This is a genomic window from Microbacterium sp. X-17 (genome assembly GCF_039615055.1).
Window position 1 is genome coordinate 60,286 of sequence record NZ_JBDHNI010000012.1, and the last position, 12,690, is coordinate 72,975.

The 12,690-nt window shown below is 68.9% G+C and carries 16 protein-coding genes; 8 read left to right on the forward strand and 8 right to left on the reverse strand.

The window, feature by feature from the left end; genetic code table 11:
• Positions 1–33: 33 nt before the first annotated feature.
• Positions 34–501, reverse strand: a complete 468-nt coding sequence (locus ABCS02_RS33880) for a MarR family winged helix-turn-helix transcriptional regulator (protein ID WP_345840127.1) — start codon at positions 499–501, stop codon at positions 34–36.
• Positions 502–913: 412 nt separating this feature from the next.
• Between ABCS02_RS33880 and ABCS02_RS33885 the strand changes: the two genes are divergently transcribed.
• The 3 genes from ABCS02_RS33885 to ABCS02_RS33895 all read left to right on the forward strand — a co-directional run bounded on the left by ABCS02_RS33885 (position 914) and on the right by ABCS02_RS33895 (position 3,575).
• Entirely contained in the window at positions 914–1,594 is a 681-nt protein-coding gene (locus tag ABCS02_RS33885; protein WP_345840128.1) for a PadR family transcriptional regulator, read from the forward strand.
• Positions 1,595–1,740: 146 nt separating this feature from the next.
• Complete coding sequence (locus ABCS02_RS33890) at positions 1,741–2,754, forward strand: ATP-binding cassette domain-containing protein (RefSeq protein ID WP_345840129.1); 1,014 nt, start codon at positions 1,741–1,743, stop codon at positions 2,752–2,754.
• Entirely contained in the window at positions 2,751–3,575 is an 825-nt protein-coding gene (locus ABCS02_RS33895; protein WP_345840130.1) for an ABC transporter permease, read from the forward strand. Before ABCS02_RS33890 ends, ABCS02_RS33895 begins: the two co-directional genes overlap by 4 nt.
• A gap of 74 nt (positions 3,576–3,649) precedes the next feature.
• On the opposite strand, the gene ABCS02_RS33900 is transcribed toward ABCS02_RS33895, so the two are convergent.
• Together ABCS02_RS33900 and upp are read right to left on the reverse strand one after the other, a co-directional pair.
• Positions 3,650–4,354 carry a winged helix-turn-helix domain-containing protein gene (locus ABCS02_RS33900; RefSeq protein ID WP_345840131.1) on the reverse strand — a complete coding sequence of 235 codons (705 nt, stop codon included), beginning with the start codon at positions 4,352–4,354 and terminating at the stop codon, positions 3,650–3,652.
• Positions 4,355–4,763: 409 nt separating this feature from the next.
• On the reverse strand, positions 4,764–5,396 hold the full coding sequence (gene upp / locus ABCS02_RS33905; protein WP_345840132.1) for a uracil phosphoribosyltransferase: 633 nt from the start codon (positions 5,394–5,396) through the stop codon (positions 4,764–4,766).
• A gap of 53 nt (positions 5,397–5,449) precedes the next feature.
• Between upp and tadA the strand changes: the two genes are divergently transcribed.
• A complete protein-coding gene (gene tadA / locus ABCS02_RS33910; RefSeq protein ID WP_345840133.1) occupies positions 5,450–5,917 on the forward strand; it encodes a tRNA adenosine(34) deaminase TadA in 468 nt (155 codons plus the stop codon).
• 11 nt (positions 5,918–5,928) lie between these two features.
• Here the strand turns inward: tadA and ABCS02_RS33915 are convergent, their stop codons facing one another.
• Together ABCS02_RS33915 and ABCS02_RS33920 are read right to left on the reverse strand one after the other, a co-directional pair.
• A complete protein-coding gene (locus ABCS02_RS33915) occupies positions 5,929–6,630 on the reverse strand; it encodes a glutamine amidotransferase (protein WP_345840134.1) in 702 nt (233 codons plus the stop codon).
• On the reverse strand, positions 6,627–7,589 hold the full coding sequence (locus tag ABCS02_RS33920) for a cation diffusion facilitator family transporter (RefSeq protein ID WP_345840135.1): 963 nt from the start codon (positions 7,587–7,589) through the stop codon (positions 6,627–6,629). The genes ABCS02_RS33915 and ABCS02_RS33920 overlap by 4 nt, the downstream gene beginning before the upstream one ends.
• Before the next feature lie 23 nt (positions 7,590–7,612).
• On the opposite strand from ABCS02_RS33920, the gene proC reads away from it, so the two are divergent.
• Complete coding sequence (gene proC, locus ABCS02_RS33925) at positions 7,613–8,461, forward strand: pyrroline-5-carboxylate reductase (RefSeq protein ID WP_345840136.1); 849 nt, start codon at positions 7,613–7,615, stop codon at positions 8,459–8,461.
• 56 nt (positions 8,462–8,517) lie between these two features.
• Here proC and ABCS02_RS33930 read toward each other — a convergent pair whose 3' ends face one another.
• From ABCS02_RS33930 to ABCS02_RS33940, 3 genes are all read right to left on the reverse strand, one after another.
• Positions 8,518–9,432: a hypothetical protein gene (locus tag ABCS02_RS33930; protein ID WP_345840137.1), complete on the reverse strand. Its 915-nt coding sequence runs from the start codon at positions 9,430–9,432 to the stop codon at positions 8,518–8,520.
• A 139-nt stretch (positions 9,433–9,571) separates the two neighbouring features.
• Positions 9,572–10,243 (reverse strand): TrkA family potassium uptake protein, encoded by a 672-nt coding sequence (locus ABCS02_RS33935; RefSeq protein ID WP_345840138.1) that lies wholly within the window; start codon positions 10,241–10,243, stop codon positions 9,572–9,574.
• On the reverse strand, positions 10,236–11,672 hold the full coding sequence (locus ABCS02_RS33940) for a potassium transporter TrkG (RefSeq protein WP_345840139.1): 1,437 nt from the start codon (positions 11,670–11,672) through the stop codon (positions 10,236–10,238). Before ABCS02_RS33940 ends, ABCS02_RS33935 begins: the two co-directional genes overlap by 8 nt.
• Before the next feature lie 77 nt (positions 11,673–11,749).
• Here ABCS02_RS33940 and ABCS02_RS33945 point away from each other — a divergent pair, with 77 nt between their 5' ends.
• From ABCS02_RS33945 to ABCS02_RS33955, 3 genes are all read left to right on the forward strand, one after another.
• A complete protein-coding gene (locus tag ABCS02_RS33945; RefSeq protein WP_345840140.1) occupies positions 11,750–12,166 on the forward strand; it encodes a metalloregulator ArsR/SmtB family transcription factor in 417 nt (138 codons plus the stop codon).
• 96 nt (positions 12,167–12,262) lie between these two features.
• Positions 12,263–12,493, forward strand: a complete 231-nt coding sequence (locus ABCS02_RS33950) for a helix-turn-helix domain-containing protein (RefSeq protein WP_345840141.1) — start codon at positions 12,263–12,265, stop codon at positions 12,491–12,493.
• 68 nt (positions 12,494–12,561) lie between these two features.
• A complete protein-coding gene (locus tag ABCS02_RS33955; RefSeq protein WP_003792170.1) occupies positions 12,562–12,660 on the forward strand; it encodes an AURKAIP1/COX24 domain-containing protein in 99 nt (32 codons plus the stop codon).
• Positions 12,661–12,690 lie beyond the last annotated feature (30 nt).

A 12,690-nucleotide genomic window follows, 5' to 3' on the forward strand; every position in this document is an offset into this window, starting at 1 on the left:
TTCAGGAACGAGCATGTGGAGGAGAAGCGGCCGTCAGGCGTCGCCGCGCAGTTTGTCGCACAGGGCGGCGAGCTGCTCCAGCTCCTCGGTGTCGAGCCGGGTGCCGACCCGCTCGGCGATCGAGCGCATGTGGTCGAACGCGACGCGGCGGAACATCTCGAACCCGGTGTCGGTCATCGTGATGACCGTCCCGCGCGCGTCGGACGGCTCGGGTCCCTTTGTGACGAGCCCGCGGTCGACCAGTCGGTCGACGAGCCTGCTCACGCTCGGCTGGGTGAGGAGGACGTGCTTGTTGAGGTCGCGGAGGCGCAGCGAGCGGTCGGCCTGCCGGGAGAGGTTGAAGAGGACGTCGTACTCGTTGAAGGAGATGTCCCTGGTCGGGAACTCGGCCGCCAGCGTCCGCATGACGGCGACCTGCGCGCGGAACAGCGACTCCCATGCCGAGACCGCGGTCGTTCTGGATCGCTTGGCCGAACCGGCCGCGGTCGTCCCCGTGCTCATGACGCCACCCCTTCGCGCTCGAGTAGTCGATGCGTTCGCATCTTCTCATCATGCGCCGACAGCGCTCATCCGTGCCAGCACGGCATTCGCGCGAGCATTCGTTTCGGGCAGGGAGAGGACGGTCGATCTCAAAAGATTGAGGGCCGGCCGCAGAGGCTAGCGGCCGGCCCTCTCCCTTGCACCAAGAGTGTCCTGCAATCACATTCCGCGATGGCTGCCACAGCAAACAACCATTGCTCTTGAACTATATAACGAAGAGGTAACGGGTGCTAGTTATCAAGTCGTTATTTTTGCTGCGAATTGGCTTTGGGGCGGTTATCCCCTTCCTGAGGGTGGACAGGTCGGTCTGAGAGGAGTGCTTGACTCCCCACTCCAAACCGAATACTCTAACCAAAGTATTCGGAGGTGAGTAATGGCGAAGCGTGCGGTGTCCAACCCCCTGGCGCTGGCCGTCCTGGCCTGCCTCTGGGAGAAGCCGATGTACCCGTACGAGATGACGACCACCATGCGGGAGCGCGGCAAGGAGGACAGCATCCGCCTCAACTTCGGCTCCCTCTACGCCGTCATCAAGTCGCTGGAGAAGCACGGCTTCGTGCGCGTCGCGCAGACCGAGCGGGAGGGCAACCGGCCTGAGCGCGTCGTGTACGAGATCACTGAGGCCGGGCGCGCGGAGGCCGACGACTGGATGCGGGAGCTCATCGCGTTCCCGGTCAAGGAGTACCCCGCGATCGAGACCGGGCTGTCGCTGCTGCCCATGCTCTCGCCGGAGGTCGCGGCCGACCTCCTCGAACGCCGGCGCGACCTGCTCGATGCCGAGCTGGCGGAGCGGGCGCGGGTCTACGAGGCGGCGCTGGCCATGCCCCTCCCCGAGCTGTTCATGATCGAGTCCCGCTACCGGGTCGCGATCATGGAGGCCGAGCGGGCGTTCGTCGCCGACCTCGCCGCGCGCATCCGCGACCGGTCCCTCGGCGGCGTCGACTGGTGGGAGCGGCTCTGGGAGCTGTTCGGCCAGGGCCACGACATGGCCGAGATCCGTGAGCGGATCGCGGCAGGCGACTTCGGGCAGGAGGTGACCGAGTTGCTGGGGTCGTGATGACAGAACGATGGCCGGAGAGCGGCAACTCTCCGGCCATCCACACCTTCGATTCGTTCCTTGCGGAACCTGCGTCAACAGTCACCGAGGGCTTTTCCCATGATATGCCCGCCACGGTGGCTGCCCGAGATGAAAGGAAGCCACCCGTGGCACCACAGAACGGCTCGGCGATCGCCGCCGAGCACCTCGTCAAGTCCTACAGCGGAGGCCGGGGCAAGCCCACCGTCCGCGCCGTCGACGACCTCGGCTTCGAGGTCGCCTCCGGCACCGTCTTCGGACTGCTCGGCCCCAACGGCGCCGGCAAGTCCACCACCATGAAGATCCTGTCCACGCTCGCGCGCGCCGACGCCGGCACTGCGTTCGTCGCCGGGATCGACGTCAACCGCAACCCGGGCCGGGTGCGCCGTGCGATCGGCTTCGTGGCGCAGAAGCCGGTCTCCGACCCCAACGACACCGGCGCCGAGAACCTCGTCCTCGCCGGGCGGCTGCAGGGGATGAGCGGCCGCGACGCCAAGGCCCGTTCCCGCGAGCTGCTCGACCGCTTCGGCCTCGCCGAGCACGCCAAGCGCCAGGTGAAGACGTACTCCGGCGGCATGGCGCGCAAGCTGGACGTCGCGATCGGCCTCATGCACAGGCCGGAGGTGCTCTTCCTGGACGAGCCCACCACCGGGCTCGACCCGGAGGCTCGCGCCGAGCTGTGGGCGGAGCTGGAGCGGATGACGGGAGCCGAGAACCTCACGGTCCTCCTCACGACGCACTACCTGGACGAGGCCGACCGCCTCGCCGACCGGCTCGCGATCGTGGACCACGGCCGCATCGTCACGGGTGGCACTCCCGAGGAGCTCAAGAACGGCCTCCGCGGAGACGCCGTCATCGTGGAGCTGTCGCCGGACGCCGACCCGTTCGCCGCCCTCACGGCTCTCGAACGGGTCGACGCCCTCCGCGAGGTCGGCGGCGACGGCCGGACACTGCGCGCCCGCGCGGACAACGGCGCTGCCACCCTCCCGGCCGCGCTCGCCGCACTGGAGGCCGCGGCGGTCGCCGTCGCCTCCGCCACCGTCGCGCGGCCCAGCCTCGACGACGTCTACCTGCGGCACACCGGCCGCACCTTCACGCGGGCGCAGGAGTCCGCCGAGCACGTTCTGGAGACCGCATCATGACCGCCATCGCCACCGCGCCCGTGCGCACCGCGCGCCGCCCCGGCCCGACATTCCTGACCCACACGCTGCTGCTCACCGCGCGTCAGCTCCGCTGGGTGATCCGGATGCCCGCTTTCCTGGTGATGAACCTGGTGCAGCCGGTGATCTGGCTGCTGCTGTTCGGGCAGCTCTTCAAGTCCGTCATCGAGATCCCCGGGTTCGGGGTCGGGCAGAGCTACCTGGAGTACCTGACGCCGGGTGTCGTGATGATGCTCGCGCTGTTCGGGAGCGCATGGTCCGGGACCGTGTACATCCAGGACATGGACCGCGGGGTGATGGACCGCTTCCTCACGTCGCCGACGAACCGCGGCGCGATGATCGTCTCGACGCTCGTCTACCAGTCGATCCTCGCCGTCGTGCAGTCGCTGATCGTGGTGGGGATCGCCTTCTGGGCGGGCGCTCGGTTCGACGGCGGACTGGGCGGGATGCTGCTCCTCCTGCTCGGGGTGGTGCTGCTCACGGCGGTGTTCTGCTCGTTCTCGAACGCGGTGGCGCTCCTCGCTCGCGACCAGACCGCGCTGATCGGCATCTCGCAGCTCATCACGCTGCCGCTGATGTTCCTCAGCTCGGCGATCATGAACACGAAGCTGTCGCCGGAGTGGGTGCGGAACGTCGCCGCCTACAACCCGTTCGAGTGGGCCGTGATCGTCGGCCGCGAGGCCCTGAGCGCCGCGCCCGACTGGGCGGCCCTCTGGGCGCACGTCGCCCTCCTGGCCGCCCTGGCGGTCCTCATGGCCGCCCTGGCCACCACCGCCTTCCGCGCCTACCAACGCACCCCCTGACCCCCACCATCAGTTCCGGAGTTGTGTACGCGACACGCCGTCGGCAAGCGTACACAACTCCGGAACTGTTGGTTTCAGAAGAGGTCGGGGGACGGGGCGCTGGCGTGGCGGATGGAGACGTCCGCGTGGCGATCGAAGCGGTAGCCGACGCCGCGCACCGTGCGCACGATGTCCTCGTAGCGCGCCAGCTTGGCGCGCAGGCGGCGGACGTGCACGTCGATGGTGCGCTCGTTCGGGATCTCGTCCTCGTCCGCGTTCGACCAGAGCGAGGAGATCAGCTCGGCGCGCTCGATGGTGCGGCCCTCGCGCAGCACCAGGTACTGCAGCAGCTCGAACTCCTTGTAGGTGAGCGAGACGGTCTGGTTGTCGAGGATGAGGCGCTTGCGCGAGATGTCGACCACGACGCCGGAGGCGGCGCGGTCCTCGTCCTCGTCGACCGTCGCGGTGTGGCGGTGCTTGGCGATCGCGGCCGGGTCCTGCAGGGCGAGGCGGACGACATCCACATCGCGTCCGCCGGCGCCGGCAGGGGCCAGGGCGACGGCGGCGTAGGTCTCGGAGGCCGGGGCCAGCTCGGCGGTCAGCTGCTTGAGCGCCTCGACGATGCGGCCGAGGTCGGTGCCGGAGGCCGCGGCCTTCAGCTCGTCGATGCCGACGTAGAGGACGAAGCCGCGGGCTTCGGTCCCCTCGGGGACGGCGCGGAGGCGGGGTGCCGGAGCGGCAGCGGCGGCCGGGACGACGGGGGTGGCGGGGCGGAAGGTGTCGACGGTTGCGAGAGACATGGGAGGGGAGTCCTTCGGTGATGATGATGCGTCCGGACCCGGGTGCGGCTGCTCTCCTGCGGCGATCTGCCGAGGAGGGTGCGCCGGATGCGGGTTTTCCGGTGTGACGAGGTGTCCCTGTTCAGAAAGGGACTGATGCACGGGTGCGTTCGTGTGGCGCGCCCGGGGAGCTGTGCCCGGAGCCGACGCTCGTCTGCGTCGGAGGGCGACCGCTCGGCGAAAGGGTCGTCAGATTAGCGACACATTCGGCAACACATGACCGAGTCGCGGCCGGGCATCATCATGCCGGCATCCCCAGGGGCCTCGAAGGAGGTCAGGGTGCGCGAGTTGTCAGTCATGTTGAGAAGTAAACCGTCCCGTGACACGTCGTGTCAAATCGTTACGGAATGTTGCGGAGGGGCTCGACACCCTACACAGTGCCGTACAGACGGTCTCCTGCGTCGCCGAGACCGGGCACAATGTATCCGTTCTCGTTCAATCGCTCGTCCAGCGCGCCCAGCACGATGGTCACGTCGCGGCCCACCGTCGCCTTCTCCAGGGCCTCCAGGCCCTCCGGCGCGGCGAGGATGCAGATGGCCGTGACGTCGACGGCGTTGCGCTTGAACAGGAAGTCGATCGCGGCCCCCAGCGAGCCTCCCGTGGCCAGCATCGGGTCGAGCACGAAGCACTGCCGGTCGGAGAGGTCCATCGGCAGGCGCTCGGCGTAGGTGGTCGGCTCGAGCGTCTCCTCGTTGCGCGCCATCCCCAGGAAGCCCACCTCGGCGGTCGGCATCAGCCGGACCATGCCCTCCAGCATCCCGAGCCCGGCGCGCAGGATGGGGACGACCAGCGGACGCGGCTGGCTGAGGGTGACGCCCATGGTCGTGGTGACCGGCGTCTCGATCTGAACGGGCTCGACGCGCACGGCGCGGGTCGCCTCGTAGGCCAGCAGGGTGACGAGCTCCTCCGTGAGCGCCCGGAACACGGGCGACGGGGTCTCCTTGTTGCGGAGCACGGAGAGCTTGTGGGTGATCAGGGGGTGGTCCGCTACGTGCACTCGCATAGGCTCAAGGCTAGCCGAACCCGCCGTGACCCGAACCCGCCAGAGGAGGACGAGTGAGCCTGGCAGTCCCCGCCGACTACGAGATGTGGATGCGCCGCGCCGTCGCCGACGCCCGGCTCGCCTTCGACACCGGGGATGTCCCGGTCGCGGCGCTCGTGCTGGACGAGAACGGCGAGGTCATCGGGACGGGACGCAACGAGCGCGAACTGCACCGCGATCCGACCGCGCACGCCGAGATCCTGGCACTGCGCGCGGCGGCGGCGACGCGTGACGACTGGCACCTGGAGGGCTGCACGTTGGTCGTGACGCTGGAGCCGTGCGTGATGTGCGCCGGCGCGGTGCTGGCCGCGCGCGTCCCGACCGTCGTGTTCGGCGCCTGGGACGAGAAGGCCGGCGCCGCCGGCTCGGTCTACGACGTGCTCCGCGACCGGCGGCTCAACCACCAGGTGTCGGTGTACCCCGGGGTGCTGGCCGAGGAGTGCGCCGACCTCCTTCTCGACTTCTTCCGCGCACGGCGCTGATTGGTCTTTGGCTAGCGGGGCAGCGCCTCCAGCCACTCGGAGAAGGCGGCGCGGGAGGCCTCCTGCATCCGGGCGGAGTACAGCTCGCGGTCCTCGCGGAGAGCCTCGGGATCGAGGGCGTGCTCGTCCAGCTCGTTGTAGCCGTCGGCAACCCACTGCTCGTGCATCTCATCCGTCACCTCGGGATGGAACTGCACCGCCAGCGCGAAGCCCCCGATCGCGAACGCCTCGTTCGAGTAGTCGCTGGAGGACGCCAGCCGGGTCGCCCGCTCGGGCAACTCGAACGTGTCGCCGTGCCACTCCACCACCGGCACGCCGTCGAAGTGCCGGATGGGCGACGCCGCGCCGGCCTCCGTCGTCTCGACCCGGCGGTAACCGATCTGCATGGTGTCGCCCTTGTAGACGCGTTCGCCGAGGGCGCCGGCCATGAGCTGCGCGCCCAGGCACACGCCGAGGGTCGGCCGCTCGGCGTCGAGGCGGGAGCGAAGCAGGTCGCGCTCAGCGGCCAGGAACGGGAACTCGTCGGTCTGGTACGCGCCCATCTCGCCGCCGAGCACGACGACGATGTCGGCCTCCTGCGGGTCCAGCGCGGACACATCCTGCGTCGTGACGTCGACGATGCGCAGGTCGTACCCGTGCTCCACGAGGACCGGCCCGATGTTTCCGAGGTGGATGGACGGGTCGTGCTGCAGGATCAGCGCGGTGCGGGTCACTCGAGTCCTTTGACGATGATGGTGTCGGTGGCGGGGTGCTGCTCGTTCGGGTCGACCCAGACGTCCGGCTCGATGTAGATGACCCGGGCGACGGGGACGGCGTCGCGGATGCGGCGCTCGATCGTGTCGATCGCGGCGGAGACCTCCAGCATGTTCTGCTCGCCCGCGACGGCCAGCTTGGCGCCGACGAGCAGCTCGTCCGGGCCGAGGTAGAGGGTGCGCATGTGGATGATGCGCTCGACCTCGTCGCCGGCCAGGATCGCCTGCTCGATGGCGGCGACATCCACGTCGGAGGCGCCCTCGCCGACCAGGAGGCTCTTGGTCTCGATGCCCAGGACGATCGCGACCGCGACCAGCAGGAGGCCGATCAGGACGGTGCCGACGCCGTCCCAGACGCCGTTGCCGGTGATGATCGTGAGCCCGACGCCGATCAGGGCGAACACCAGGCCGGTCAGCGCGGCCACGTCCTCCAGCAGCACGACCGGCAGCTCGGGGGCCTTGGCGCGGCGGATGAACTGCGGCCACGACATCCCCCTGCGGAGCGGGTTCGACTCCTTCACCGCCGTGCGCAGCGAGAACGACTCCAGGCCGATCGCGATGAACAGCACCAGCAGCGGGAGCCACCAGTTCTCCAGCGGATGCGGGTGGGTCAGCTTCTCGACGCCCTCGTAGAGCGAGAAGACGCCGCCGACGGAGAACAGGATGATCGAGACGACGAACGCGTACACGTAGCGCTCGCGGCCGTAGCCGAACGGGTGCTCCTTGTCCGCCTTCTTCTTGGCCTGGCGTCCGCCGAGCAGCAGGAGCAGCTGGTTGCCGGAGTCGGCGACCGAGTGCACGCCCTCCGCGAGCATCGAGGAGGAGCCGGAGAACGCCCACGCGATGAACTTGGTCAGGGCGATCCCGAGGTTGGCGGCGAAGGCCGCGACGATCGCCCTGGTGCCACCTTCTGCGCTCATGACCTCATCCTAGGATGGGGCGCATGAGCGACACGAAGAACGTCACGCTGCCCACCATCGCGATGCTCGGGGCGGGCTCGATGGGGCGCGCCATCCTCTCCGGCCTGACCGCGCCGGGAGTCACGGTGGACGGCGGCATCCGGGTCACCAACCGGAAGAAGGCGCGCGCTGCGGAGCTCGCCGGCATCCCGGGCGTGACCGCGTACTCGACCGAGCACGACGGTGACGCGAACCGTGCCGCGGTGGACGGCGCCGAGCTCGTGATCGTCGCCGTCAAGCCCGGGATGGTGCCCGACCTCCTGCACGAGATCGCGGACTCGCTGACGCCGGGCGCGATCGTCGTGAGCGTGGCGGCGGGCGTCACCATCAAGACCTTCGAGTCGCTGCTGCCGCCGTCGGTGATCGTGGTCCGCTCGATGCCGAACACGCCCGCCGTCGTGGGCAAGGCCGTCACCGGGATCAGCCCGGGCACCCGCACCGAGCCGGACGACCTCGCGCTGGTCCGCGCATTGTTCGAGACGGTCGGGGAGGTCGTGGAGGTGCCGGAGTCGCAGCTCGACGCGCTCAGCACCATCTCCGGCTCGGGCCCGGCCTACGTGTTCTTCCTGGTGGAGGCGCTGACCGCCGCCGCGATCGAGAAGGGCTTCACGCCCGAGCAGGCGCGGACGCTCGTGAACGGCACCTTCCTCGGCGCGTCCGAGCTGCTGGTCTCCTCCGGCGAGGACCCCGCCGAGCTCCGCCGCCGAGTCACCAGCCCCAACGGCACCACCGAGCGCGCCATCGCGGTCCTCGCCGACGCCGACCTCCCCGCCCTCTTCACCCGCGCCACCTCCGCCGCCCTCGCCCGAGCCCGCGAACTCGCCGCCTCCTAGCCCGCGAGCAATCCGTTCCGGATTTGTGTACGCAACACGCCGGTTGGGGGCGTGCATTACTCCGGAACTGATCGCGCTAGTGCTCGGCGGACGGTGAGGAGGGCGCGGGGTACGGGAGGTTTCAGGTCGTCTGCAGTGAGGAAGACGACGTTCCAGCCGCACTCCGTGAGGCGCTCTCTTCTCGCGATGTCCTCGCGGAATGCGCTTCGGTCGGTGCGGTGGATGTCGCCCAGGTATTCGATCGCGACACGTCGCTCCGGGAAAGCGAGGTCGACCATTGCGACTGACCTACCGTCGCGGAGGACGCGGTAGTTCAACTCGGGCTCAGGCAGTCCTGCGCTGACCAGAAGCAGACGGAGGCGTGTCTCCTGAGGCGAGAGCGGCCCGTACCGGACGGCCTCGAAAGCTAGACGTAGCCGACGGATGCCCGGGCGCCGAGCGTGGTGGCGGACGGCCCTATCGAGATCGGCCATCGCCCACGCTGACGCGATGTTCGAGTGCGGCTCGTCGCCGGTCACGAGCCAGTCGCCGATGACGACCAGATCCTCGAACGGAAGGGTCCGCGAGAGTTGCGCCCACGTGTCCTCGGCGGCAGTCACGCGCAAGCCATCGACGTTGACCACTTTGTGGCCCGCCGCGCGCAACTCGTGGCCGACGACCCCCACCATCTGCGGAGGCTTCGCCGGAGCGAACACGGCGACATGGATTTCTTTCGGGACGGCCCAGTGCGGCAGGGGAAAGCCGTGGATCATTGCTGCGGACTGGTGGCTGAACGTGTGTTGCCCACGCTCGAACGCTGCGTAGGCGCGGCAAAGGTCGCGGTGGTCGCGATACTCGACGCCGACAGTGCGCACGCCCCGAAACGGTCGCTGCAGTCCGCCGCCATCGAGCTGTCGCCGCGTCAGCCCTGCTGCGCGGCCCTGCTCGACCGTGAACCCCGTCTGCTCCACCAGCCCGTCGTATGTCTCCATCCCAACACCCTGCCGCGCCGGCGATCGCGCTTCCGACTTCTCCACAGCCCCGCCATCTCTCCCGGAGTTATGCACGCAACACGCCGGTTGCAGGCGTACACAACTCCGGAATTGTTGGAGGGGGGTGAGGAGGGGGGGGTTAGGTGTCGAGGGCGGCGAAGCGTTCTATGTCGGTGGAGGTGCCGGAGATGATGATGAGGTCGTGGGGGGTGAGGACGGTGGTGGCGGTGGCGTAGGTGAAGGGTTTGCCTGGGCTTTTCACGCCGACGACGGTGATGTTGTAGCGACTGCGCACGCCGGAGGTGGTGAGGTCGACGCCTTGGATGGGCTTGGGCGGGTACAGCTTGACAAGGGCGAAGTCGTCGTCGAACTCGATGAAGTCGAGCATCCGGCCCGAGACCAGGTGCGCCACCCGCTCGCCGGCCTCCGCCTCCGGGTAGATGACGTGGTTGGCGCCGATCCTCTCCAGGATCTTGCCGTGCGACTGGGAGATTGCCTTCGCCCAGATCTGCGGGACGTGGAGGTCGACCAGGTTCGCGGTGATGAGCACGCTCGCCTCGATCGACGACCCGACCGCGACGACCGCGATGGAGAAGTCCTCCGCGCCGAGCTGGCGCAGCGCCTCGATCGAGCGGGCGTCCGCCTGCACGGTGTGGGTGACCCGGTCGGCCCACTTCCCGACCAGCGCGGCGTCGGTGTCGATCGCGAGCACCTCGCGGCCCAGCCGGTCGAGCTGCCCGGCCGTCGCGGCGCCGAAGCGGCCGAGGCCGATCACGAGGACGGGCGCGTTGTGCTTGATCCGGTCAACCAACGAGCGGCCTCTCCTCGGGGTTCTGGTAGAGCTGCTTGCGCTGGCTCTGCGCCAGCGCCGCGGCGAGAGTCACTGTACCAACGCGCCCGCAGAACATCGTGGCCGCCATCACGTAGACCCCGGGGTCAGGCAGGCCCTGGGTCAGCCCGGTCGACAGGCCGCAGGTCGCGAACGCGGAGATGACGTCGAAGAGCACGTGGTCCAGCGGCGCCTTCGTGATCTGCAGGATGAGGATGCTCGACACCGCCACGATCGTCGCGCCCCACAGCGCCACCGCCACCGACAGCCGCAGCACGTCGATCGGGATGCGCCGCTTGAACGCGTCCATCGACTCCACGCCGCGCGCCTCGGCGAACGCCGCGAGGAAGAGCACCGCGAGCGTCGTCACCTTGATGCCGCCCGCGGTGGAGGCCGAGCCGCCGCCGATGAACATCAGCATGTCGGTCACCAGCAGGCTCGACCCGTGCAGGTCCGCGATCGGGATGGTGGCGAAGCCTCCCGAGCGCGTCATCGTCGACAGGAAGAACGACTGGAACACCGTGTGCCCGGCGTCCAGGTGCCCGAACGTCTTGGGGTTGTCGTATTCGAGCACGATGTACAGCACAGCTCCCGCGACGAGCAGGATGGCCGACGTCAGCAGCGTGAGCTTGACGTGGATGGACCACCGTCGGCGGCGCTTGCGCAGGTTGGAGGCCAGCGCCAGGATCACCGGGAACCCGATCGAGCCGAGGAACACGCCGATCATGAGCGCGCCGAGGAACCAGTAGTCCTCCACGAACGGCGTCAGCCCCTCGGTGTTGGGCGCGAAGCCGGTGTTGGTGAAGGCCATCGCCGAGTAGTACAGGCTCTCCCAGATGGAGGTGCCGACGTCCATCCCCGCGATCAGCATGCGCGGGAACAGCAGCAACGCGACCCCGCCCTCGATCACGACCATGCTGATCGCGACCGTGCGCAGCAGCCTGCCCACGTCGCCGAGGCGCACCGCCTGCCCCTCGGCGACGGGACCGGCGTGGATGCGCAGCGGGTTGCTGTCGCTGGCCGCGATGAGCTTGGCGCGCAGGCCCAGGCGGCGCGAGACGACCATCCCGAGGATGCTCGCCATCGTCAGCACGCCGACCGCGCCGACCTGCACGCCGAGGTACACGAGCAGGTGGCCGAACACCGACCAGTGCGTCGCCATGTCCACGGTCGCGAGCCCGGTCACGCAGATCACCGACACCGCCGTGAAGAGCGAGTCGGCCAGGCCGGTCCAGGTGCCGGACGCCGACGCGATCGGGAGCGAGAACAGCAGGGTGAAGACGAGGATCAGCAGGGTGAAGACGAGGATCGCGAACCGCGACGGGCTGCGCTGCGCGAAGCCGTTCAGCGCCGCCCGGAAACGACCACCGGCGGCAGCGGGCCCGCGCCGGACCGGCGACGTCGTGCGCATCGTCCGTTCCTCCCGACAGTCTCGGACCGACAGCTTCGGACATGGTACTCCGACACCCGTACGACTAGCCTGGTGCAATGGCCGACATCTTCGACGTGATCGCCGACCCGACGCGGCGCGACATCCTCAAAGTGCTGCTCGACCGCAACTCGGATGACGCGCGTCCCGTCGGGGAGATCTCGGTGTCGGAGATCGTGGCCACGCTGGAGCTGAGCCAGCCCACCGTGTCCAAGCACCTCAAGGTGCTGCGCGAGGCGTCACTGGTCGCGGTCCGTGAGGAGGGGCAGCACCGCTACTACCGCCTCGACCCCACGCCGCTGGAGGCCGTGGAGGACTGGGTCATCCCGTTCACCGCGTCCGATGTCGACCTGTCCGCCTACTCGGTGCAGCTCGCCGACGAGACGCGCGAGTTCGCCAGCACGGTCGGCAAGGTGCTCGCCGACACCCGCCGCCGGGTGGAGCGCGTCACCCCGAAGAAGTGGCGCAGGGACTGATCCGGCGCTGGAGTCGGAGCCTGCGCAGAGACTAGAGTTCCCTAGTTCCCCGTCGTCACGACCCGAGTACGATGACGGGCAAGAAAGGGACACCGCATGGTTCACGATGGGGGCTCGAACGCTCTTCGCGAGGTGCGCTTCCTGACGGTCGCCGAGGTGGCCGACATGATGCGCGTCTCCCGCATGACCGTCTACCGGCTCGTCCACTCCGGTGAGCTCCCGGCGATCCGTTTCGGCCGTTCGTTCCGCGTTCCGGAGTCCGCCGTGGCGCAGACGCTGGAGGCTGTGCGGCCCCACCTGGACGGCGGCGTCGCGGACTCGGCGTGAAGTCGGGTAGACTGGCTGCTCGTGTCGCCGCGTCTTTCGCGGCAAACCCCTAACTTTGTGAGGTCTACGTGGGTTCCGTTATCAAGAAGCGTCGCAAGCGTATGGCGAAGAAGAAGCACCGCAAGCTTCTTCGCAAGACGCGCCACCAGCGTCGCAACAAGAAGTAGACCCCAGCGTCTGCTGCTCGAGCGCCGGTC